Raw genomic sequence first — 18237 nt, 5'->3', positions numbered from 1 at the left:
CTGCGGGTCGCAGATCATCTTTGGAGCCGTCTCCGCGCTGTTTGTTGCACAGTCCGTGGAGCAGCCGGTCGGCCTTGGTCCCACCGTGTGCCCTCGCGTGGGAGTGGTCTGCGGCGAGATCCTGGGAGAGGTACATCGGTTCCCCGCACCACCAGCAGGGGGTTCCTTCTACGTGGGCCCTCAGTAATCTTTCGCGCTGCTTCTGGTGTTCCCAACCGAGTCCTCGTTGGGTCGTGGTCTTAGTGCTTGCCATGGTCTTGTAGTTGGCGGATCTGCAATTCCAGCGAATCTCGCCCATCTTTCAGGACTTTGAGCTGTGCCTTGTTGTGATGTGGGTCTGCGAGCATCCGATTGAGGTGCACCTCTGTGTCGTAGAGCCGGTCTTCAAGGGTTGGCGACATCACTCACCTCGCAGTGTCGACACGGTATCCATCTCCCGCATCCGGGACAGAGATACGGACCGGGCTCGATGTCGGGTTGGTCGGGCTCGAAGTCGGACCACTTGACCGGCTGCAGCCCGGCGTCTGTGTGGTCCGACATCGCGTCACATCCTTCGATCAGCTCGCACGAGACTTGGAAGCAGCGCGTCGAGCATGTCGGGTGTAATCGTCATCGGCGCAATGACCCTCACTTCGGAAGCTGCAACGCCGCGGCAAGCTGTGCGCCAGTTGCGTGGTGTCATGTACGCCCAGTGCCTAGCCTCGGGATGGTCCCGGCGGTACTCCTCCACCCACCCTCGGTGAGGTGCTACCAGTACAGGGTCAGCCATCAGGACCTCCACATCCGCCACGTGTTGACGATCGCCCACCTGATCAGCGCGAGGCTAGGCATCGTCGTCGTCATCAAGTTTGCGAAGCGTGTGCATGAGTCCGTGCATTGCGACCGCACCAATTGCTATCCAAGTAGCTATCCAGCTTGGGTCACCCATTCAGATCACCCACTGTTCGATCAGCGCCCACACGATTCGGATCACTTCAATCAGGTCGAGGATCACGCTGCCGCCAAATGATCGAGTTGCGCTGCGTAGCCCGAGACCAGATCGTCGATGAGGTCGTCCGCATCGAATGGCGCCACCCAGACGAGCGCCGTGCGATTCATTTCCATTAGCTCGTCAAGTAGCTGGCATCGATCCCGGAAAGCCATCGAACTCAGCCAGGCTGAGAACTGTCGGCGCTCTTCCGGCGTGAAGAACTGTTCAGCTTGGAAAACGAGTGTTTCGCGCATGGATTCCACCACCCTGTGATCGATTGTCGGAGTACGTCATACGGTGACGGGACTCGAACCTGCAATCGGAAGTTGAGCCCCGGACGTGCGCTGGCAAGCGTCATCGGTCCGGGGGTTGCTGCACCATCCTCAAAAGGTGCGCCGTCGTCTCACGGTCCGGCGCGGTGTGCAGCAAGTTGATTCCACTCAGGCAGAGGCTCGGCTTTAGGTTCGCCATAGTGAGCCGCTTGGATTCCGTGCTCCCGACATCTGATGGCGGCCGGGCGGTGACTGAACCTGAGTGGAAGATTGTGGCGTTGATTCCTGGAGCACCCACCGGTGATGTTTCGGCTAGTGCATCAACAGATCCAGACGCGCCCCTGGACGACAAAAGCGCGAGGCGGACTTTCATCCACTACTCGCGCCAACGCGCCTAGCGTAACACGGGAGGTGCGGCTAAGGAATCGCCCACTCCGCCTGGTAGTCCGGATGATCCAAGTAGATGGCTGCAAGATTCAAGATCACGTCACATGGGGCTGATTCATACATCGCATCGTGAGCGTCGCAAGGATCTTGGTCGATGCCATGTTCTGCCATGATCGCTCGCTTTGCTGCCACCTCGCGGAGGATTCTCGACGGAGTGAAGGTCTGCATGAAGCCAGAATCGACGATGACCATGTGGTCATTCTTGGACCAGGCCAAGAGTCGGCCCTCATTAGCAGCCCGAGCGTCGGCCTCATCCTCTGCGATCCGAGCCTCGAGAAACTCGACAATCGTCACGCCGCCACCCTCCTGGCTCGAACCGGCACATCCAAGTGCTTGTCCAGCACCTCACCCATCAAGAACACTTCCGCCCTCGACAACACTCCACACCACTTGGCCACGATGTGCCCACCCTTCCGAAGCGCATCAACCCGATTGGCTGTCAGCCCGCGATACTCCGGATACTGACGCGCTAGCAGTTCGGCGACCTGGACGATGCCGGCGCGGTGTAGCATCCGGGCCCGTACTCGCTCGAGCACTTCATCCTTCTCGTGGACAGGCACCGGATCCTCGGCCGGAATGTCGACCGTCGCCCAGCATCGGTCCATCACCTTGCTGATTTCGACATATGCCGTGTCGGCGCCTTCAGTCATCGCGAGCGAGATGATGTTTCGCCGCAGCCACCGCGCCAATCCGAGCACCGATTCCTGATAGCCGTACGGCAAGCGGTTCTCGCTCTCGCGGAGTGGGCCCACGAAGTCGAAGTCGTGCGTGAACCCTGTCGGCATGTACGAGATCCCGCGGGAATCGCACACATGCCGAGCCCAACCTGCCAACTCGTTGAACAGTAGGTCGATCGCGTTGCTTGCGCCGAGATTGAACGGCAAGGGCTGCTCATCGGTGCCCGATGCGATTTTCATGCCGCCCTTGCCGATCCGATCCTGTCGGTACGTCGTGACTGCGAGATCCTCCGCGAGTGAAGGGATTTTCTTCAGCAGATCCAGTAGAGCTTTCTGATCAACTCTCGGTAGGTAGAAGTGATCCGCTTCGGTCGTCCCAACGCTCATGGTCACACCTTCCCAACAGTCCGCAACTCTGGAGTGATTCTATCACATATCACACCCAGTTACATTGCGCCACAGCATGTTTCATTTCACTCTCCTCGTCGGTCCGTACGCGGTCCTTCGTGTCTTCGCCGGGTCCCGAACCCACATCGGCGGGGCCTGCTTAGGTTTCGACGCTTCGGTTATCGCCTGCAGTTGCGGTAAGACCTGCTCAGCCATGTTGACCCACTCCTGGGCGACGCGTTGGAACAGCTCGACAAATTGCTCACCCATCCGTGCCAACTCTCGCCGTGCCACGTAACCGCGAACGTCAGGCAGTCCGCACAGTCGCCGCATCTCGTCATACGGAATCTCGCTCATGCTGACATCGCCCCCTTGTGGTGACGCCCCTCATCGCCGGTGTTCGGTATTGACCGAACACCGAACACGTTGAACAGTTGCCGGCACGTGAACGTGTAAGTGTTCATCCCGCATCCCCCGGAGTGAAGAGGACGGTGAGTGGCCCGTACTTGGCGATCTGCTTGCTGGTGAGGTCGGCGGTCTCGTATCCGCACCATTGGCCGCCGCGCTTCTGTGACACGTCGTCGCAGTTGTCCATGACTACGCTCATGTTCGGCAACGCATCGAGTTCGGCCGCGCTGTTCACCATGCGAGACTTGCGCAGTCCCATGTGCTCGGCAACAGCCTCTACGGATTCGAGTAGATCTAGCGCGTCCGGGAAATGAGACGCCGTGCCGCCCGAATGTGTGATGTCGACGCGAATCTCGTTGTCGTGAGACGGTTCCAGCCTGAGTCTCGTGCCGTAACGCTCGGACAGGTGGATCATGCCGAGCCTTGTCAATGTTTCTCGCTTGTCTTCGTCCCTCGCGGCTGTGGCCTGTGATCGGATCTCACTCACAACGACTCCTCCCACTGGTCGGGTGTGATCTGCTCGGGCATTGATCCGTGGAGCGCCATCCACCACTCGACAGATCTGCCGCGCACCGCGATCTGTTCTTCGGGCGCCAGGTTGTGGATGCAGTCCTTGTGGTGCAGGTGGCGTCCGTTCTGCGCCCGCCGGTCCAGTGCGGCGATCATGGCCTGCTTCAACTGCTCACTCACAACGACTCCTCCGTTTCGTCGGCTGCCGCGATGAAAGCCGCTGCCATCTCTCGCAGCTTCGAGGGCGTCGGCGGGACGTTCATGGATTTCAAACCGTGGGCGCGCAAAATCCGTTCAGGAACTGCCTTTTCGTTGTCGGTGCCAGTCACTTGGATACCTCCGAGGGTGTTGCGTACTTGCAGCTCAAGCTCAAGGCGGTGCAGTGAAGGTCACCGTTTGCGTGCTGCCAGTGCTTTTGCCCATACCTGCCGCCGATCCGCTCGAAGATTCGCTTGCCGCAGTGGACACACTTGGACTTGCCACCTGTGTCGCGGTCGCTCATTGCTGTTCCCCTTCCAAAGCTGCGCGGCCCTTCAATGCTGCGAGTACGTCACACGCGAAGACTCTGATGTTCCAATACTTTTGCCGTGCCGCGTTGTAGCGCCCGGTGTCATGGCAGAGGGACTGCGCATTGGCGATCCGAGCCTCGAGCTCCGCTATCCGCCTGTTGGTGTGCTGCTCCACCACCAACGCCACATGCCCGCACCATGACGCGCATGCTCGCTCGCGGTCGTCGTCTCGGTATTCCCAGTCACCGCACGAGCAGATGTACTTCATTTTCAGCAGGTCCAGGCTCCGCCAGTGCGCTGCGATGAGGTCGGTCAACCCCGGGTCAGGCGCGTCAGTCATCGGTCCCCCTCGGTGCAGATTGCGTCTTCGGCGATACAGCGTGGGCATGTGCCGTCGGTCAGCGAGTCGGCGTGCCATCTGATTTCGCAGATGTCGCAAGCCTGGATGCTGGGCTTCCCCGGATCAGGCGCGGTCACGACGACACTCCCGGTCCACCAGTTTGGGCAGCGCAGTGGCACGCAGCGATGTCGAGATGGCCGCGTGAGTAGTGGTGGTCATGCACCGACCTCGGATCCGTGCAGCCAATCAGCGTGCATCCGGTCACGACGACACCTGCCCAGTCCACGGCAAATGCAGACCGTCGCCAGCCCTACGCGGAACGTAGTGAATGTGAACGTGATCGACCGTTTGTGTCGCCGCACTTCCCGACGAGGTAATCAGATTGAAGTCTTCGTCTCGACCGATGGCGTACGCGTGCGCGGCCCATATAGCTCGGCGAGCGTGGGCGTTGGTGTAGCAGTCCCCGTTGCGGTGCTCGACATGGTTGCTCGGGACGAACAACATGTGTCCCAGCGTCACAGGGTTGAGCGGTTCGAACTGCATCACCGCATGGTCAAATTCGGAAGGTGTGAATTCGACGGCCCGGCGTCTGGCACAGAACGGGCAGGCGTCGCGCACCTCTCGGGGATATTCGACCAACTCTTGACGATCGTTCTCGCTCATGCTGTTTTCCTATCGCTGTCGTTACAGGTGAACAGTTCGTTGCGCTTCGCGGTAACGGCGGCGTCCGCTTCTTGGGCTGTCTTGTATTCGCCAACTCGGATAGCAAGGCCGTGATGTCTGACTTGAGCGAGCCAAAGGCCGAGGCGTTCGTCCCAATAGACGCCGCGAATGCCGGACCTACTGTTGGCCTGTGCTCCAGATCGGTTTTCGGCGTTCCCCTTGGGCGTGACCGCCCGGAGGTGACTTGGGTTGACGCATGTCCTGTTGTGGCATTCGTGATCGATGTACATGCCGTTTGGAATGCTGCCGTTGGCAATTCGGTAGGCCAGTCGGTGTGACGGCCACATGCGACCTTCATGCTTGAACCTTCCATACCCTCGTTCGGATATGTACGCGGTCCAGTTCCAGCATGTCGCAGTCTTTTCTACCTTCGACCAGAATCTCTTCTCCCAACCTGGACGACTCATGACGGTGTCTCCAATGCTTGTCGGGTGGGGCAGGGCATTATTTCGGCGCACTCACGGCAGTAGGTCTGGTCCGAGGGCGACGGGTATGGCGTGTGCAGTGCTTGGACTCGCTCGACAGCCGCAACCAGGGCGGTGGCGATGTTGAGCGCCTGCCGTGCTGCATCCATCGGACTTGCCGTCGGGACCGCAAGGCTTACACGGCTCGGCGCGAGAACCACACGCACATCCGCCAGTTGCGCTTTCGTGTGCTCAACATCCACCCCAGTCACGAGGACACCAATTCCTCGCAGTCGCAACCGGTGTGGTCGCTCGCGGGCAATCCGCAGCAGCAGCAATTCTCATCGGTCAGAATCGTTTGATGTTCGGCGCAGCCGTCTTCCCGGTAGCAATGACTCGCCGGATCAAGTATGTCCACACTCATGCTCACCCCTCCTCGGCCGCAACGAACGGGGCGAAGTTCTCGTCCACCATCGACGGGAGGCAATGCTCTCCGTCGCTGAAATGCCCGTCCTCACATTCGTTTCGAACGCTCAACAACGAGCCGCCCTCGTTAACCCAGGTGAAGGCTGGGTGTCGGTCTTTGCTGCGGAATACGATCCCGATTGGTACATGCCCGCATGTCTGCCACGGTCCGGTTTCGGTGGGGGCAGGGACAACCGGCGAGGAAGCGGGATTCTGCCACCTGAGACCTCTGCTGTCGGCGTGGACGCCGGCATGTCCAGCGGGGAGCACGCACGGATGCATGTCCCCACCGCCCGTGCACGGCCCCTCCGCTTTCGTCTCCTCCTCGGCGGGTTCGGCAGGGGCGGGTGGGTAGCCCCAGGCGCAGCCGTTCGCCGCATGCCGGCCGTCATGTCCGGGCACCAGGGCGCAGCGCTCGCGGAAGATGCTCACGGACTGGCAACGCTCCTCTGCGGGTTCAGTTGCCGGGAACAGGGCGCGGAGACGTTCGTGTGCAGCCTCAAACGCTGGTCCGCCGCGCTCCAACTGACCAAGCACGATCTTCACGTCTTCCACCTGTTCGGCGGTGAGTGCCATACCGCCGGCAGGGATGTACTCCCAAGTTCCGTATGGACTCGGAGTGATCTTGATGTCGGTCATGAGCTCTCCTCGATTCCGTATGCGGCGTGGATTTGGGCGATTGCTTTGGCGAGTGTCTTCGCGACCTTCGCTCGGTTGAAGTCGGTGTCGGTGCCGAATTGTTGGACGGGGTCTCTTTGCTCGACTTCGACGTCACCCATCGGTGAGACGACGACGATTTTGACGATGGTCATTTCGTGCTCCATTCGATTTCGAGCCAGAGTGCGGGTGGTTGGCCTTTGACTGCGTCGTGGATGACTGGTTCGGGTGTCGAGACAATGCGGCTCGAGTCGTCGGCGACCATGCCGTAGCCGACGTGGACTTTGGTGCCGCGCTTGGTTTCTACGACTCGGTGGGGTGTGAGTCCGTCGACGAGGGCTTTGACGGTTGCCATGAGGTTTCCGGTGTCGCGTGCTCGGTTGTCTCGTGGTTGGTAGTGCAGGGTCGCGGTGAGGTGTGCGACGTCTTTCGGGAGTTGTGCTGCGACTGCGAGTTTCACGATGTCGGAGCGAAGTTGCTTGATCACTCGCGCTTTTGCGAATCGGGCGCCTTTGGTGATTCCGCCGTCGTTCATGGACAGCGGCGGTTTTGTGTACGGGAGGTGAAGTGTGGCTGTGTTCGTCATCGGCTCTTCGCCACCTTCTTGATGGCCTCGGCGTGGTCCTCGAATGCCTTGACGATCTGTTCGTGGAATGCCTTGTGGTGGTTTTCGTTGACGACGATCGCGCCGCATGCGTTGCAGATCGAAAGTTTGGTGAACAGTTCGGGTTCGTTAGCCATATCCAGTCCTTGATTGCTGGGGCCGTGCGCAACGGTGGCGCACGAACAGGGTGGGGTTAGGGGGCTTGCTTGCCTGCTGCTTGTTTCGCGTTCTTGGCGAGGACTGCGCGGACTTGAGCCATGCCGCGCTTGGCTGTGTCGACGATGTTCGGATCGTGGTTGCAGACGGTGGTCCCGAAGTAGCCGCGGTCGTCGCACATTCCGCATTCGTCGATGGATTCCTGAATGAGTTCCGCTCGCCGTCGCGCGGCTTCGGACTTGATGCGCTGCCAGTCGGCCGCCTCCTGCGCTGCAGTGGCTTCGAGGGTTCGTCTGGCGTCGGCGCAGCCGCGGCACGGAGGCGGATTCGGGTCGGTGAGATGCCGTTCGCACCGCGGCCCCAACTCCGAAGATTCGATCGAGGGAGCGTCGATTTCTCGCGTGCTACTTAGGTGAGATACCTCTACAACTTCAGTTATCTCTTTATGTAACTGTCTATGTGGTTCTGCGACATTTTGCGACAGTCGCGCGACATTTTGGGTCTGTCGACGCTTGTCCGCGATCCGATCCCGATCCGCCTTTCTCTTCCTGACCAGGCGTTCCAGTGCCTCATTCCACTTGAACCAGGCCGGTACGTCGTACCCCAAACCGTCCTCAGTTTCGACGATGATTCGTTCACGAATCAGCTCATCAGTTCGCCGAGAAACGGACGACAAACCGAGCTTTTTCAGCGCACTTTTTGCGATATATCCGGACGTTTCGTTGTCGGCGATGTACCCGCAGATCCGCGTGAGAAGGGTCTGCGCCTTCTCGGAAACACCTTCGTCGTCGAGGTCGATGTAGTACTTCGACGACAGTGCGAACCACTCCATTTACGCCGACCTACTCATCTCGGGTGGGGTTTCATGTCCCGACATCAGGCACGGATTGCCTGCCGTGTCGTCGTGCTGCCTCATGCGCCACGAGCTGCTGACCGCGATCCATCGCCAGCAGACCGGGCATTTCTCGGTCTCCATGCCAAGTCCTTTCAGGAGTCGGGTGTCAGCGGGATCTGACCTTCGGTGCCAATCTCGGCGAGCCGCGCTGTCCAGAGCTCGAGCAGACGACCACGATGGTCGGCCAGATCGAATGTCTTGAGCTGTGCGCTGATCGCGTCGAGTTCGGACTTGTCAGCTGCGTTAGCGATGAGTGCCGCGATGTCGTCGGCCTGCTCAGTCGTAATCACCGGTGGACCGTCAGGCAGCGGGTCCACGTTGTACGGCGCGCGCTTGCCCCGGGTGACGGTGAGTGCCAGCGTGAGTCGCTTGCTGATGTGCGACATATGACTGACGCGAATGCCGCCGACATCCTGACCGCCGAACCTGACGGCAGGATCGCGGTACAGCGACATCCTTCTGCCGGCGTATGCAGAAGCCTCTGCGCCCCAAGCTGCAACGAGGATTCGTCGAACGGTTTTGCTGGGTCGGAACGGACGGCCAGGGAACTCCACAAGGTGGATGTTGACCGGCTGCTCAGATGAACCCTTGGTGACCTTCTCCACCGTGACTATGCGCGGGCCGGCGAGGAGGTCTTCTGCGTTGAGCTGGTCAGATCGCGGCGCGATTGATTCTGTGAGATCCATGGTCAGATCACCATTTCCATTTCGATGACTCGTTCAGTCAGGGGAAATCCGTCGACCGACTCTTCGTAGGTGCGGATCATTTCGGCAGCGTTCGCTTCGAAGGCGTCGACTGCAGCGGTGATTGCGTCGAACCAACGCTGATCCGGGAAGACGCGCTTGACCCACAGGTGCATGCCGCCGGAGTAGCTGATGTAGTCGATCCACTTGCGGCCGGACACCAGTAGCCCGCACTGCAGTTGAGCCATGTTCTCGGCCGGCGGGTGACCGGCGATCACGGTTTCAACCTGCTTCTTCTGTCGACGAGACTTGACCTCGATCAGTCCCTCGTCGCCGACTACCCCGTCTGGTGAGTAGCCGAGCCTGACGCCGTTGTGCTCGCGGATCATGAACCCGGTCTCGCGAACTGGCACGTCCATCCACTCGGCGTACTTGTCGCGCGCCCTCGGTTCGTCTTCGATACCGCGCAGCATGTCGTCGCTGATGTACGTCGGATCAGTCCAGTTGGTGATCCGTTCGGCGACGAGAAGGGCTGTGACACTGCGCGATGTGTCATTCCTTGCGGTCTCGAACACGATGCTCGAGGTACTGCGGCGTGCGACCTCGGCACGCTCCGAGTGCAGCGTCTTGATTGTCGTGCCGGCCTTCACCTTGCTGCGGCAGGCATCGTTCGCCGGTGCATCACACGCCGGGCAGGCATAGTCGATCGCCGTCAGTGATCGTGTGGTGATGAGGTTGCCGACGACAGATGCCGTCACAATCCCGCGGCGCTGGTCATGCCACTCGTCCGTGCCCTGCTCGATGTCAGGGAGTTCGATCAAGGTTGGTGCGGTCACTGATTCACTCCTGTCAGAGCCTCGATGGGGTGCAGTCCGCCATAGACGTGCTGCCAGACATCCTTTGAATTGAGAACGTCGACGGTGAGTTGGTAACAATCGACGCGAATCTTGTTGCCTTCACAGGTCGTAACGATTCGGTTGAATCCATCGGTATGCTCACTCATCGTTGCCACTCCGGTGCGTCGTCTCGGGGGTCGTGCTCATGGAAGGGATCAGGATCGGCGGGCAGACATTCCTCGGAGAACGGATCCACGTCCGGATCGAGATGTGAGGTCACTGCGGCGCCCCTTCCAGGTAAGCCAGCGCCTTGATCTCGTCCATCCGGAAGCCCGACCAGTGCGCAACTTCCTGTCCCGACTCGACGAGGACCACAGGCATTGACGAGTAGCCGAGATCGATGCACTTCTGTCGGCCGGAGTCATCGGCAGTGACGTCGACGATGACGTAATCGATTCCGTGCTTGTCGAACTCACGCTTGGTGAAATCGCACTGCTTGCAATCGGGCTTCGAAAATAGGGTGACGTTCATCGTCGGCTCCAATCGATCATGAGGTTGTCAGGGTGAGTGGCCCAGATGTTGGCGCCGTACTGGACGTTCACGAGTTGCCGGCCTTCCCTGTCGACGCTGCGGATAATGCCGGGCTCGGTTTCGAGAGTTGCTGGGTGCGTGTAGATCACCGGCTTGCCGATGCATACGATGGCTTCGTTGAGCTTCATTCCGGCTCTCCGTCCCTTGCCGAGCCGAACGCCTCGCGACGTTCGGATTCGATGCGAGCGAGCTTGAAAGTGGCAGCGTCTGCCTGGCCTCCGAACACGCAACTGGGGGCACAGGGAGCGGACCGCAATTTGCTGCAGGTCTCGCACTTCCATGTGATGTAGTGCTTCACCGGTTCGGCCGGCGCACGCTCCGGGAAGTGTTCGACACAGTCCGCGACGAGGCGGTCGTAAGCGTGATCGACCTGCTCGCCGATTTCCTGGTCGTACCAACTCGGGCTGTTGACCGGATCCTGCAGCGGGTCAGTCACTTCGCTGCCTTGGGTGCACGCTTGGCGGGAGCCTTCTTCGCTGCAATACGCTTCGTCGGTGCACGTTTCGCAGGCGCCGCCGCCACAGCCTTAGTCGGAGCCTTCTTTCGCGGTGCGCGCTTCGGCTTCTCAGGTTCGGATTCGGGCGTCGGGGCGAGGAATTCGGCCCACTCTGCAGACTTCTCCTCGTATGGAGTCATCGATCGAACGGGCATGATGATCCCGATGAAGTGCTCACCCACCATGACGACAACGGCCCTCGACGGTGACGTCGCACGTATTCTCGCGCTATCGCCCGGGTTCCATGCTGCGCCCTTGAAATCAGCGAAGTAGTCCGTGTTGACCGCCCAGTTGTCGACGTCTACCGAAGCCTTCATCTGATCAGTGAGAATGCGTGTGACGTCGGGGAATTCCTCGCTGACCAGATCAACGGTCACGCTCCGCCCGTATCCTGCGATGGTGAGTGACGAGCCCTCGACCTTGACCTTGAGCGGCTCCAGCTTGGACCGGGAGCGGCCGCCGTTCAGCATCTTCAGAAGAAACGTCGCGGTGCTGCGTTCGAGGAATCCGAGCCGCCCGTCAATGCCTTCGAGATCCTTGACGTCCAGGCGCAGCAGGCCGAACCGGAATCGGTCCGTACCGGCAACGACGAACTGACGCTTGGTGATCGACAGGTCGATCCCGCACAGCATCGGCAGGGTCGAGTCCTTGCCGGCGAACTTGAGTCCGATCGTGAGAGCCTTCGCGAGATCGCCGCGAGTGATTTCAAATGTGGTGCTCATGCTGTTGCCTCCGTGGTCCATTCGATGCGCTTCATTGCGTTGCCCCAGCCCTCGTGGTTGCCGACGTGGCCGGCGAGCTTGGCGCAGGTGAGATCTGTTCGCGTTCCGTGCGACTGGCGGCACGGGACGCCGCGGCCATTGCAGGGCTGACCGGATTTCGTGCACTCGGTGGTGTGGATGTGCTCGCTCATGCCGCACCGCCGATAGGTGCGATCGAGTAGAGCCAGACCATCGCGACCGTGAACGCGGCGGCACCCACGATGCAGACCACGTAGACCCACCACGCGACCTCCGGGGCCTCGATGATCGTCTGCTCGGCGCGATGCTTGCCGACATACTGCGGCTCGGCGCGCTGCGGCCGAAGCTCCCAGAAGTCGGCGATCTTCGAGTCAGTTGCGTTGTCTGGCGGGGTGTTTTGGGTATGCGTCATCACGAAATGTCCTTCGCAGGAGAAATGGGAGTGTGAGAAGTTTGGGCCGGTGGCGTCGGGTTGCCGGCCATCTGGACCGGCACGGTCCTACAGTGGTGACGCCACCGGAGTCATTGGGCTACATCGGGATAGCGGCTCGGAGGGCGCCGAGCGCGGAGATGAAGTCACTGTCCGCTTCGATCAGTGCGAGCATCGCGACCGTCTCCTCCTCGTCGGTACGCGGACCGGTCGGGCAATCGAGATTGTGTTGCGCTGCAAGTCGGGCATCCTCGGCGTCGAACAGTGACCGGACCGCGGACTCGGCGAGCTGACGCTGCATTGCGGTGGTGGCGATCATGCTGCTGCCTCCTGGTCGCGAAGTCGCTTGCGAATCAGGTCGATTCCGCGAGGAGTGATGCGAAGCGTGTAGTGATTGCACGAGCCCCAGGTGTGATTGACGACCGTCTCGCGCGCCTCGAAGTGCGGCGCGAAGTCGGAGTAGTGGTCGTACAGAACATTGCCGCAGGTCGCATGCTTCACGAAGATCAGCTTCTCGGCGAGCAGGAAAGCTCGGAGCTGCTTCTCCTTCATGCCGAGGATCTTCGCAGCCTCGCCGACGAGTCGACTGCCGGCTGATGCGGTGAGGTAGTTCTCCGCGAGTTCCGCCTTGGGCTCGAGCTCGGCCACGCGCTCGGTAAGTGCAGCCACGCGAGTGGCTGAAATCGAGAGGGCCTGGTGGATCAGTTCGTCGTCGGTGAGGGCCGGCGTCGTGGAGTAGGTGCCGGTGTCCCGAATTGCTGGCCAAACCTCGTGAGTGAGGAAGCGGCGGAAGCGGCGAGCTTCGGGCTTGCGGGAGTCGAGGACGAGATCGGTTGCGCCGTTCTCAGAGACGACATTCATCCGGCGCGTCTGCCCGCCTGACCTGATATCAGCAGTACTGACATCAGCCTCGTCGAGTCGGCTTACCGCCATAGCGGCATTGCCGATGTCGAGTGCGTTGCAGATGTCGGCCGCTACTGCCCAGCGGCGACCGACAATATCGACGGTGCGAATCTCGGTCGACCCATAGTTGAACAGATTGAGTTCACTCACTTGGCACCCCCGTTGATGAAGTCGTTGTAAGCGGTCTCGGCATCGCGGGTCTCATTCCTGGCGTGCGCCAGGTTTTCGGCGGCGTCAGCAAGGTTGGCCTGCGCGGCGAGGTAGATCTCCTCAGCTTTGCCTTCGTCGATCTGAATGAAGGTGAGCCTCGTGTGAAGTGAATCCTCGGTGACCTCGGTCGCCGGGGTAGCCGAAGCATCCCCGGCGCCGGGTCCGTCTCCTACGCTGTGAGCGCCAGCATCATCAACAGAAGGAGAAGAATTGTGGAGCCGTTTCAGCACTACATCCCCGAAGAGGGCAGTGTCACCCGTGCTCTCGTGCGGCATTTGAACGAAATGATCGCCCGCGGTGAGCCTGACCCCGATGTCATTCACGTTGCACTCACGGGGCTCTTGGGCGCCGTCGGCCAGATAGAGGCTGCCGGCAGGCGCGACTCTGGCAATTAGGCGAGCGACCATTCGCGTCATCTGATCTGGCGCCTCAAGTGAGACACCCATCAGGTGCCCAAGGGCCACAGCGTGTTGAGTCGACTGTCGCAAAGTTGAGGTAGTCTCAGTCATTAGATTCCTTTTCGTGAGGGTGATCGATTGGCCGTCATCTGTTCCCGCAGATGGCGGCTTTTTCATGCGGTCTGGTTGAACTGTTCATGCTCTTCGATGTACCGCGAGATCTCAGCGTCAGAGACCTTGCGACCCCGGCCGATTCGCACACATTTAAGTTCTCCGTTGTTCCAGAGTTCGCGAACCGTGATGGCGTGAATTCCGAGAAGTTCGCCAGCTTGGACCGCAGTCAACAACCTGGTTGGTGTCACCAGCGATCGCGTGCTCATACCGCGGCCTTCAGCCGAGTCGATCGAGCCTGGGCGATCTCGAATGCTTCCCCCAGGCCCAACCCGGTGAAGCCAACGAGCCCGGCCATGAATGCGGGGCTAGGCGGAATCTCTTCCTTGTCCACGCGAACCAGAGTCGCGCGGCTTACGCCGATTGCTTGAGCTAGCGCGTCATCCGAGGGAATTCGGTGCATTTCACGAACTCGCTTGAGCAGTCCCGGTTTGACTCGCAGAGTGGCGGGCATACCGTCACCTCCCAATCTTTGTTGCATTTATCCACACCATGTGGCGATGTGATGAAGAGTGCCACTAGGTGCGTCTAATTGCAACAGGGTGATTCAGCGAATTTGCGTTGCGTTTGGCAACATTGCAGCTAGAGCCACTTGCGCTTGTATCAGAAGTGAGGCAGTATGCAACACATGAACGCATCGGTAACTTGGCTAGAACTGGTACAGCAGGGCGATTCCGTTCGCAGTGTCGCCACACGCGCTGGCGTCGACAACAGCACCCTCAGCCGTCAGATCAAAGCAGGCGAGATTCGCTCAGACATGGTTATTCGCATTGCACGCGGACTGGGGCTCGATGTGATCGATGCGCTTGTGGCATCCGGGCATGTCACCGCAGAGGAAGCCGGCGTAACACGGCCATCCTCGACACTGCGGCTCGCCACCGACCAACAGTTGGCAGACGAGATCTTGCGTCGACTCGAGTCGGCACATGACCGGGTTTTGGACGACCCACTCAACATTCCAAGAACCTCTGACAACGTCCACGAGTTGACTCTGCGAAATAAACCTCTGGAGGTTGACGACGAGGTCGACATTCTCGACCTTCCCTATGTTGCCCATGAGCCTGACGAAGACATAGATGAGGATGACGACGAGTCGCGGTACGACATATAAGGGGAAACGTGGACCACCTGTACGAGGTCGCAAGAAACATGGGTGTGACCGTGGTGGAGCGTTTCCTGCCGGGGCAGCAACGTGGACGGTACGTGCATTCCAAAAAGTCAATCGTGCTCAACACTCGGCTTCATTCTCGCCAGAAAGCGCACACATTCGGCCATGAACTCGGACACGCGCATTATGGACATGAGCACGATGAAAACCCCGGCTCAGTAATCGGACTCCGCCAGGAACGCAAGGCCGATGAATTTGCGGCGAGGCTCCTCATAAATTCGTACGACTACGAAGTGACCGAGCGAATGTATGGACCGCACGTACCCACACTCGCAGTACAGCTGGGTGTTACCGCTCCAATGATTTACGCCTGGCAGTCGATGCAAAGGCGAAACAACCCACGCGTGAGATAGGAACACCATGGCGAGACAACAGCTTCCACCTCAAATCAAGAAGATTGAGCTTGAGAAGAAGGAGCGAGGGAAGCCTGTCGTTCGATATCAGTTGACGGTCGATACCGGAATTAATCCTGAGACTGGACGTCGGAAGCAATTCAAGAAGCGATACGCCACCGAGGCGGAAGCGCGCGACATGCTCGCGACTATTCAAAGCGACGTTGTCCGCGATGTTCATGTGCACGCATCAAGCCTCACCGTCGAGAAGGCTTGTGCTGACTGGCTTGCCGGCCGACGAGTGAAGCCCACAACCCTGAGTGCATACACGCATGCCCTACAGCCACTTAGGGATCGACACGGAGGCCTATCGGTTCAGAAGCTCACGAAGCGCGACCTCGACGATCTTGTCACCGACCTAACCACCGGCGAGTTCAAGAAGTCGGACGGCGAACCAGCCCGAAAGTGGACCGCCAACAGCATCAATCCGATGTTGAATCTGGTCTCTGCCGTGCTTACAGGACTGATGAAGCAGGGCCTACTCGTACGTGATGTTGCACGGCTGGTCGACCGACTCCCCCGGCCGAAGAAAGAGATGAAGACCTTCACCGAACACGAAGTGCGAACCTTGCTGGCGAAGGCCGAGTCCGACCGGATTGGCCACGCTTGGCATCTCGCTTTGTCTGGACTTCGACGTGGAGAGGTGGCAGGCCTCCGATGGCCGGACGTCAATTTCAGAGACAAGACGTTGACTGTTGCTCACAACCGAGTCTCAGTGAACGGAAAGGCAGTTGAGGGAGATCCGAAGACTGACAAGTCCGCCCGCACCCTTCCTCTGACGCCTGCGCTCGAGACATCACTGAAAGCGGCCAGAAAACGGCAAGCAATTGAGCGCCTCGCACTTGGCGAAGCCTACGGCGCTGGGACCCACGTCGTATGCGACGAAGCCGGGAATCCGTATCACCCGGACACGATTTCGACGTACTGGCGAACCATCTGCAAGTCGGCCAAAGTCTCGGCGATTCGACTACACGACGCACGCCACACGTGCGGGACACTCATGCACCTGCAAGGGGTCCCGATCGCCGTCATCTCAGCATGGCTTGGGCACGCCGACTCGGCATTCACCATGCGCACCTACATGCATTCGCAGGACGATGCGCTAAAGGCTGCCGCCGCGAGTTTGCAGTCACTTGTGACAATCCGTGACAATTTCGGCTCTCTCTGACCGCACGAAAAAGGGCACCCACCATGCTCGCGCTGGTAGATGCCCTATTCGATGGAGCCTCCTGTCGGGATTGAACCGACGACCTTTCGCTTACAAGGCGAGTGCTCTACCACTGAGCTAAGGAGGCGAAGACCGACGCGTTGCCGCGACTGACTTTGCGGAGCCATCATATCCAAGCCGTCACGGTGGCCGCGCCCGGGTCACGTTAGATAGCGTGGGCCCCATGCGCAACTCCCACTCCGCCCCCTGATGGCGAAATTCACCGAAGCACTCACACGCCTGACGGGAAACCGCCAAGCCACCGTCGACACGGTCACGTCGGCTCCCGCGCCGCTACAACCGATCGACCTCACCGACGACGCCGTCGTCGCAGAAGTTCTGGACCTGGCGGTTCGGGTCGGCGAAGTCCTCCTCGCCTCCGGGACCGCAGCCATGGACACGGCGGAGCAGGTGCAGTTCATCGCCGCCACCTACGGCCTTGCTCAGTGTGACGTCGACGTCACTTACAACTCGATTGTGCTCTCTGCCTATCGCGGCCCGACGCGACCGCCGGCGAGCACGATGCGCATCGTCCACTACCGCTCGATGGACTTCACGCGACTGGCGGCTGTCGACCGTCTGACGCGTCGTATCCGCCGTGAGGCGATCACACCGGACCAAGCGCACGACGCACTCACAGCCATCACGACGGCGCCGCACCCGTACAACCGATGGACCGCAACCATGGCCTGGGCAGCGATGGCGGCTTCGGTCTCCGTCCTGCTCGGCGGCGGGTTCCTTGTTGCCACAGTCGCGTTTCTGACGACGATGGTTATCGATCGGGTCAACCGCGTACTGAACCGGTTCGGGTTGCCGTTCTTCTTCCAGCAGGTTGTCGGTGGTCTCATCGCGGCTGCGCCCGCCGCGACGCTCTATACCTTTCAGGATCAGCTGGGGATCAGTATCCGGCCGTCGCTGGTGATCGCGGCCGGAGTGGTCGTTCTGCTGTCCGGGCTGTCGCTGGTGGGCTCGGTCCAGGACGCGATCATGGGCGCTCCGATCACGGCTGTAGCGCGATTCTTCGAAGTGGTGATGATGACGGGCGGCATCATCGCGGGTGTCGCGATCTCACTGCGAATGACCGGAATGTTGGGTTCGACGCTTCCACCGATCAACGTGGAAGTATCGACCATCACGCAGTTGCCGATCCTGATGCTCTCCGGCGCGTGTGCGTCGGTCTTCTACGCTCTTGCCTGCTACGCCGAGCGGCGTGCACTCACCGCGGCATTCCTGGGCGGCGCGGCCGGCAGCGGTGTGTCGATCTTCGTGCAAACACTCGACGTCGGCCCCGTGATCGCCGCAGCGATCGCGGCGACCGTCGTCGGTCTTGCCGGTGGTCTGATGGCTCGCCGCGCCCTGACGCCTCCGCTGGTCGTCGCGGTCGCAGGCATCACTCCCCTGCTCCCCGGTCTGTCGCTGTACCGAGGCCTGTACGCGCTGCTCAACGACCAGGTACTGATCGGTCTGACTGCCTTGCTGTCGGCATTCGGTATCGGCTGCGCCCTGGCTGCTGGCGTGACGCTCGGCGAATGGGGAGCGCGAACTCTGGCGGGCCACCTCCCGGGGCCCAGCTCTTTCGGTTCACTCA

At 60.3% G+C, this 18237-nt stretch carries 36 protein-coding genes, 1 tRNA gene and 1 pseudogene; 4 read left to right on the top strand and 34 right to left on the bottom strand.

The window, feature by feature from the left end; translation table 11 throughout:
- Positions 1 to 239 precede the first annotated feature (239 nt).
- From AC1DWA_RS03200 to AC1DWA_RS03040, 33 genes are all read right to left on the bottom strand, one after another.
- Entirely contained in the window at positions 240 to 401 is a 162-nt protein-coding gene (locus tag AC1DWA_RS03200) for a hypothetical protein (RefSeq protein ID WP_477684872.1), read from the bottom strand.
- A 143-nt stretch (positions 402 to 544) separates the two neighbouring features.
- Positions 545 to 769 carry a hypothetical protein gene (locus AC1DWA_RS03195; protein WP_477846330.1) on the bottom strand — a complete coding sequence of 75 codons (225 nt, stop codon included), beginning with the start codon at positions 767 to 769 and terminating at the stop codon, positions 545 to 547.
- Positions 770 to 990: 221 nt separating this feature from the next.
- On the bottom strand, positions 991 to 1224 hold the full coding sequence (locus AC1DWA_RS03190) for a hypothetical protein (protein WP_477684870.1): 234 nt from the start codon (positions 1222 to 1224) through the stop codon (positions 991 to 993).
- 435 nt (positions 1225 to 1659) lie between these two features.
- Complete coding sequence (locus tag AC1DWA_RS03185) at positions 1660 to 1983, bottom strand: DUF6221 family protein (RefSeq protein WP_477684869.1); 324 nt, start codon at positions 1981 to 1983, stop codon at positions 1660 to 1662.
- The gene (locus AC1DWA_RS03180; RefSeq protein ID WP_477846331.1) at positions 1980 to 2753 is read right to left on the bottom strand and encodes a hypothetical protein; all 774 of its coding nucleotides are present in this window, start codon (positions 2751 to 2753) and stop codon (positions 1980 to 1982) included. The genes AC1DWA_RS03185 and AC1DWA_RS03180 overlap by 4 nt, the downstream gene beginning before the upstream one ends.
- A gap of 81 nt (positions 2754 to 2834) precedes the next feature.
- Positions 2835 to 3110: a hypothetical protein gene (locus tag AC1DWA_RS03175; protein WP_477846332.1), complete on the bottom strand. Its 276-nt coding sequence runs from the start codon at positions 3108 to 3110 to the stop codon at positions 2835 to 2837.
- A 103-nt stretch (positions 3111 to 3213) separates the two neighbouring features.
- The gene (locus AC1DWA_RS03170) at positions 3214 to 3648 is read right to left on the bottom strand and encodes a hypothetical protein (protein ID WP_477684882.1); all 435 of its coding nucleotides are present in this window, start codon (positions 3646 to 3648) and stop codon (positions 3214 to 3216) included.
- Positions 3645 to 3851 (bottom strand): hypothetical protein, encoded by a 207-nt coding sequence (locus AC1DWA_RS03165; protein WP_477684883.1) that lies wholly within the window; start codon positions 3849 to 3851, stop codon positions 3645 to 3647. The genes AC1DWA_RS03170 and AC1DWA_RS03165 overlap by 4 nt, the downstream gene beginning before the upstream one ends.
- Positions 3848 to 4000 (bottom strand): hypothetical protein, encoded by a 153-nt coding sequence (locus AC1DWA_RS03160; protein ID WP_477684884.1) that lies wholly within the window; start codon positions 3998 to 4000, stop codon positions 3848 to 3850. Before AC1DWA_RS03160 ends, AC1DWA_RS03165 begins: the two co-directional genes overlap by 4 nt.
- Entirely contained in the window at positions 3997 to 4173 is a 177-nt protein-coding gene (locus tag AC1DWA_RS03155; RefSeq protein ID WP_477846333.1) for a hypothetical protein, read from the bottom strand. The genes AC1DWA_RS03160 and AC1DWA_RS03155 overlap by 4 nt, the downstream gene beginning before the upstream one ends.
- The gene (locus tag AC1DWA_RS03150) at positions 4170 to 4520 is read right to left on the bottom strand and encodes a hypothetical protein (protein WP_477684885.1); all 351 of its coding nucleotides are present in this window, start codon (positions 4518 to 4520) and stop codon (positions 4170 to 4172) included. The genes AC1DWA_RS03155 and AC1DWA_RS03150 overlap by 4 nt, the downstream gene beginning before the upstream one ends.
- Before the next feature lie 261 nt (positions 4521 to 4781).
- Positions 4782 to 5183, bottom strand: a complete 402-nt coding sequence (locus AC1DWA_RS03145) for an HIT domain-containing protein (protein WP_477684706.1) — start codon at positions 5181 to 5183, stop codon at positions 4782 to 4784.
- Positions 5180 to 5530: an HNH endonuclease signature motif containing protein gene (locus AC1DWA_RS03140; protein WP_477916481.1), complete on the bottom strand. Its 351-nt coding sequence runs from the start codon at positions 5528 to 5530 to the stop codon at positions 5180 to 5182. The genes AC1DWA_RS03145 and AC1DWA_RS03140 overlap by 4 nt, the downstream gene beginning before the upstream one ends.
- Before the next feature lie 116 nt (positions 5531 to 5646).
- Entirely contained in the window at positions 5647 to 5919 is a 273-nt protein-coding gene (locus AC1DWA_RS03135; RefSeq protein WP_477916465.1) for a hypothetical protein, read from the bottom strand.
- A 154-nt stretch (positions 5920 to 6073) separates the two neighbouring features.
- Positions 6074 to 6751, bottom strand: a complete 678-nt coding sequence (locus AC1DWA_RS03130; protein ID WP_477684709.1) for a hypothetical protein — start codon at positions 6749 to 6751, stop codon at positions 6074 to 6076.
- Positions 6748 to 6924, bottom strand: a complete 177-nt coding sequence (locus tag AC1DWA_RS03125) for a hypothetical protein (protein WP_477684710.1) — start codon at positions 6922 to 6924, stop codon at positions 6748 to 6750. The genes AC1DWA_RS03130 and AC1DWA_RS03125 overlap by 4 nt, the downstream gene beginning before the upstream one ends.
- Entirely contained in the window at positions 6921 to 7355 is a 435-nt protein-coding gene (locus tag AC1DWA_RS03120) for a hypothetical protein (RefSeq protein ID WP_397508080.1), read from the bottom strand. Before AC1DWA_RS03120 ends, AC1DWA_RS03125 begins: the two co-directional genes overlap by 4 nt.
- Positions 7352 to 7510 carry a hypothetical protein gene (locus AC1DWA_RS03115; RefSeq protein WP_477684712.1) on the bottom strand — a complete coding sequence of 53 codons (159 nt, stop codon included), beginning with the start codon at positions 7508 to 7510 and terminating at the stop codon, positions 7352 to 7354. Before AC1DWA_RS03115 ends, AC1DWA_RS03120 begins: the two co-directional genes overlap by 4 nt.
- 56 nt (positions 7511 to 7566) lie before the next feature.
- Positions 7567 to 8361 carry a hypothetical protein gene (locus AC1DWA_RS03110; protein ID WP_477684713.1) on the bottom strand — a complete coding sequence of 265 codons (795 nt, stop codon included), beginning with the start codon at positions 8359 to 8361 and terminating at the stop codon, positions 7567 to 7569.
- 155 nt (positions 8362 to 8516) lie between these two features.
- Entirely contained in the window at positions 8517 to 9110 is a 594-nt protein-coding gene (locus tag AC1DWA_RS03105) for a hypothetical protein (protein WP_477684714.1), read from the bottom strand.
- A 2-nt stretch (positions 9111 to 9112) separates the two neighbouring features.
- A complete protein-coding gene (locus AC1DWA_RS03100; protein ID WP_477684715.1) occupies positions 9113 to 9943 on the bottom strand; it encodes a lambda exonuclease family protein in 831 nt (276 codons plus the stop codon).
- A complete protein-coding gene (locus tag AC1DWA_RS03095) occupies positions 9940 to 10110 on the bottom strand; it encodes a hypothetical protein (RefSeq protein ID WP_477684716.1) in 171 nt (56 codons plus the stop codon). Before AC1DWA_RS03095 ends, AC1DWA_RS03100 begins: the two co-directional genes overlap by 4 nt.
- 109 nt (positions 10111 to 10219) lie before the next feature.
- On the bottom strand, positions 10220 to 10474 hold the full coding sequence (locus AC1DWA_RS03090; RefSeq protein WP_477684717.1) for a glutaredoxin domain-containing protein: 255 nt from the start codon (positions 10472 to 10474) through the stop codon (positions 10220 to 10222).
- A complete protein-coding gene (locus AC1DWA_RS03085) occupies positions 10471 to 10662 on the bottom strand; it encodes a hypothetical protein (RefSeq protein WP_477846334.1) in 192 nt (63 codons plus the stop codon). Before AC1DWA_RS03085 ends, AC1DWA_RS03090 begins: the two co-directional genes overlap by 4 nt.
- Positions 10659 to 10970, bottom strand: a complete 312-nt coding sequence (locus AC1DWA_RS03080) for a hypothetical protein (RefSeq protein ID WP_477684719.1) — start codon at positions 10968 to 10970, stop codon at positions 10659 to 10661. Before AC1DWA_RS03080 ends, AC1DWA_RS03085 begins: the two co-directional genes overlap by 4 nt.
- The gene (locus AC1DWA_RS03075) at positions 10967 to 11752 is read right to left on the bottom strand and encodes a hypothetical protein (protein ID WP_477684720.1); all 786 of its coding nucleotides are present in this window, start codon (positions 11750 to 11752) and stop codon (positions 10967 to 10969) included. Before AC1DWA_RS03075 ends, AC1DWA_RS03080 begins: the two co-directional genes overlap by 4 nt.
- The gene (locus AC1DWA_RS03070; RefSeq protein ID WP_378540059.1) at positions 11749 to 11943 is read right to left on the bottom strand and encodes a hypothetical protein; all 195 of its coding nucleotides are present in this window, start codon (positions 11941 to 11943) and stop codon (positions 11749 to 11751) included. Before AC1DWA_RS03070 ends, AC1DWA_RS03075 begins: the two co-directional genes overlap by 4 nt.
- Positions 11940 to 12182 carry a hypothetical protein gene (locus tag AC1DWA_RS03065; protein ID WP_477684721.1) on the bottom strand — a complete coding sequence of 81 codons (243 nt, stop codon included), beginning with the start codon at positions 12180 to 12182 and terminating at the stop codon, positions 11940 to 11942. Before AC1DWA_RS03065 ends, AC1DWA_RS03070 begins: the two co-directional genes overlap by 4 nt.
- A 118-nt stretch (positions 12183 to 12300) precedes the next feature.
- Positions 12301 to 12519, bottom strand: coding sequence for a hypothetical protein (locus AC1DWA_RS03060; protein WP_446836902.1), 219 nt, complete (start codon positions 12517 to 12519; stop codon positions 12301 to 12303).
- Complete coding sequence (locus AC1DWA_RS03055; RefSeq protein WP_477684722.1) at positions 12516 to 13253, bottom strand: phage antirepressor; 738 nt, start codon at positions 13251 to 13253, stop codon at positions 12516 to 12518. The genes AC1DWA_RS03060 and AC1DWA_RS03055 overlap by 4 nt, the downstream gene beginning before the upstream one ends.
- Positions 13250 to 13720, bottom strand: coding sequence for a hypothetical protein (locus AC1DWA_RS03050; protein ID WP_477684723.1), 471 nt, complete (start codon positions 13718 to 13720; stop codon positions 13250 to 13252). Before AC1DWA_RS03050 ends, AC1DWA_RS03055 begins: the two co-directional genes overlap by 4 nt.
- A 164-nt stretch (positions 13721 to 13884) precedes the next feature.
- Entirely contained in the window at positions 13885 to 14091 is a 207-nt protein-coding gene (locus AC1DWA_RS03045) for a helix-turn-helix domain-containing protein (protein WP_477684724.1), read from the bottom strand.
- Positions 14088 to 14336, bottom strand: coding sequence for a hypothetical protein (locus AC1DWA_RS03040; protein WP_477684725.1), 249 nt, complete (start codon positions 14334 to 14336; stop codon positions 14088 to 14090). Before AC1DWA_RS03040 ends, AC1DWA_RS03045 begins: the two co-directional genes overlap by 4 nt.
- Before the next feature lie 174 nt (positions 14337 to 14510).
- Between AC1DWA_RS03040 and AC1DWA_RS03035 the strand changes: the two genes are divergently transcribed.
- Genes AC1DWA_RS03035 through AC1DWA_RS03025 form a run of 3 tightly spaced genes read left to right on the top strand, consistent with a single transcriptional unit; the run spans position 14511 to position 16610 of the window.
- Entirely contained in the window at positions 14511 to 14993 is a 483-nt protein-coding gene (locus tag AC1DWA_RS03035; RefSeq protein ID WP_477846336.1) for a hypothetical protein, read from the top strand.
- Positions 14994 to 15031: 38 nt separating this feature from the next.
- A complete protein-coding gene (locus AC1DWA_RS03030) occupies positions 15032 to 15403 on the top strand; it encodes an ImmA/IrrE family metallo-endopeptidase (RefSeq protein WP_477846423.1) in 372 nt (123 codons plus the stop codon).
- A 7-nt stretch (positions 15404 to 15410) separates the two neighbouring features.
- Entirely contained in the window at positions 15411 to 16610 is a 1200-nt protein-coding gene (locus tag AC1DWA_RS03025; protein ID WP_477684728.1) for a tyrosine-type recombinase/integrase, read from the top strand.
- 52 nt (positions 16611 to 16662) lie between these two features.
- Here the strand turns inward: AC1DWA_RS03025 and AC1DWA_RS03020 are convergent.
- Positions 16663 to 16737, bottom strand: a tRNA-Thr gene (locus tag AC1DWA_RS03020).
- A gap of 122 nt (positions 16738 to 16859) precedes the next feature.
- On the opposite strand from AC1DWA_RS03020, the pseudogene AC1DWA_RS03015 reads away from it, so the two are divergent.
- Positions 16860 to 18197, top strand: a pseudogene (locus tag AC1DWA_RS03015) (threonine/serine exporter family protein); the annotation flags it as partial.
- Between the last annotated feature and the right edge of the window lie 40 nt (positions 18198 to 18237).

Source organism: Rhodococcus sp. P4_F3_2, assembly GCF_056401335.1.
This window is presented reverse-complemented; position numbering and strand designations above follow the sequence as displayed.

Coding starts and splice junctions, on each gene's coding strand:
- AC1DWA_RS03200 (WP_477684872.1), bottom strand. CDS start 401: ATGTCGCCAACCCTTGAAGACCGGCTCTACGACACAGAGGTGCACCTC.
- AC1DWA_RS03195 (WP_477846330.1), bottom strand. CDS start 769: ATGGCTGACCCTGTACTGGTAGCACCTCACCGAGGGTGGGTGGAGGAG.
- AC1DWA_RS03190 (WP_477684870.1), bottom strand. CDS start 1,224: ATGCGCGAAACACTCGTTTTCCAAGCTGAACAGTTCTTCACGCCGGAA.
- AC1DWA_RS03180 (WP_477846331.1), bottom strand. CDS start 2,753: ATGAGCGTTGGGACGACCGAAGCGGATCACTTCTACCTACCGAGAGTT.
- AC1DWA_RS03175 (WP_477846332.1), bottom strand. CDS start 3,110: ATGAGCGAGATTCCGTATGACGAGATGCGGCGACTGTGCGGACTGCCT.
- AC1DWA_RS03155 (WP_477846333.1), bottom strand. CDS start 4,173: ATGAGCGACCGCGACACAGGTGGCAAGTCCAAGTGTGTCCACTGCGGC.
- AC1DWA_RS03150 (WP_477684885.1), bottom strand. CDS start 4,520: ATGACTGACGCGCCTGACCCGGGGTTGACCGACCTCATCGCAGCGCAC.
- AC1DWA_RS03145 (WP_477684706.1), bottom strand. CDS start 5,183: ATGAGCGAGAACGATCGTCAAGAGTTGGTCGAATATCCCCGAGAGGTG.
- AC1DWA_RS03140 (WP_477916481.1), bottom strand. CDS start 5,530: ATGTGGCCGTCACACCGACTGGCCTACCGAATTGCCAACGGCAGCATT.
- AC1DWA_RS03130 (WP_477684709.1), bottom strand. CDS start 6,751: ATGACCGACATCAAGATCACTCCGAGTCCATACGGAACTTGGGAGTAC.
- AC1DWA_RS03125 (WP_477684710.1), bottom strand. CDS start 6,924: ATGACCATCGTCAAAATCGTCGTCGTCTCACCGATGGGTGACGTCGAA.
- AC1DWA_RS03120 (WP_397508080.1), bottom strand. CDS start 7,355: ATGACGAACACAGCCACACTTCACCTCCCGTACACAAAACCGCCGCTG.
- AC1DWA_RS03115 (WP_477684712.1), bottom strand. CDS start 7,510: ATGGCTAACGAACCCGAACTGTTCACCAAACTTTCGATCTGCAACGCA.
- AC1DWA_RS03110 (WP_477684713.1), bottom strand. CDS start 8,361: ATGGAGTGGTTCGCACTGTCGTCGAAGTACTACATCGACCTCGACGAC.
- AC1DWA_RS03105 (WP_477684714.1), bottom strand. CDS start 9,110: ATGGATCTCACAGAATCAATCGCGCCGCGATCTGACCAGCTCAACGCA.
- AC1DWA_RS03095 (WP_477684716.1), bottom strand. CDS start 10,110: ATGAGTGAGCATACCGATGGATTCAACCGAATCGTTACGACCTGTGAA.
- AC1DWA_RS03090 (WP_477684717.1), bottom strand. CDS start 10,474: ATGAACGTCACCCTATTTTCGAAGCCCGATTGCAAGCAGTGCGATTTC.
- AC1DWA_RS03085 (WP_477846334.1), bottom strand. CDS start 10,662: ATGAAGCTCAACGAAGCCATCGTATGCATCGGCAAGCCGGTGATCTAC.
- AC1DWA_RS03075 (WP_477684720.1), bottom strand. CDS start 11,752: ATGAGCACCACATTTGAAATCACTCGCGGCGATCTCGCGAAGGCTCTC.
- AC1DWA_RS03070 (WP_378540059.1), bottom strand. CDS start 11,943: ATGAGCGAGCACATCCACACCACCGAGTGCACGAAATCCGGTCAGCCC.
- AC1DWA_RS03065 (WP_477684721.1), bottom strand. CDS start 12,182: ATGACGCATACCCAAAACACCCCGCCAGACAACGCAACTGACTCGAAG.
- AC1DWA_RS03060 (WP_446836902.1), bottom strand. CDS start 12,519: ATGATCGCCACCACCGCAATGCAGCGTCAGCTCGCCGAGTCCGCGGTC.
- AC1DWA_RS03050 (WP_477684723.1), bottom strand. CDS start 13,720: ATGGTCGCTCGCCTAATTGCCAGAGTCGCGCCTGCCGGCAGCCTCTAT.
- AC1DWA_RS03045 (WP_477684724.1), bottom strand. CDS start 14,091: ATGAGCACGCGATCGCTGGTGACACCAACCAGGTTGTTGACTGCGGTC.
- AC1DWA_RS03040 (WP_477684725.1), bottom strand. CDS start 14,336: ATGCCCGCCACTCTGCGAGTCAAACCGGGACTGCTCAAGCGAGTTCGT.
- AC1DWA_RS03035 (WP_477846336.1), top strand. CDS start 14,511: ATGAACGCATCGGTAACTTGGCTAGAACTGGTACAGCAGGGCGATTCC.
- AC1DWA_RS03030 (WP_477846423.1), top strand. CDS start 15,032: ATGGGTGTGACCGTGGTGGAGCGTTTCCTGCCGGGGCAGCAACGTGGA.
- AC1DWA_RS03025 (WP_477684728.1), top strand. CDS start 15,411: ATGGCGAGACAACAGCTTCCACCTCAAATCAAGAAGATTGAGCTTGAG.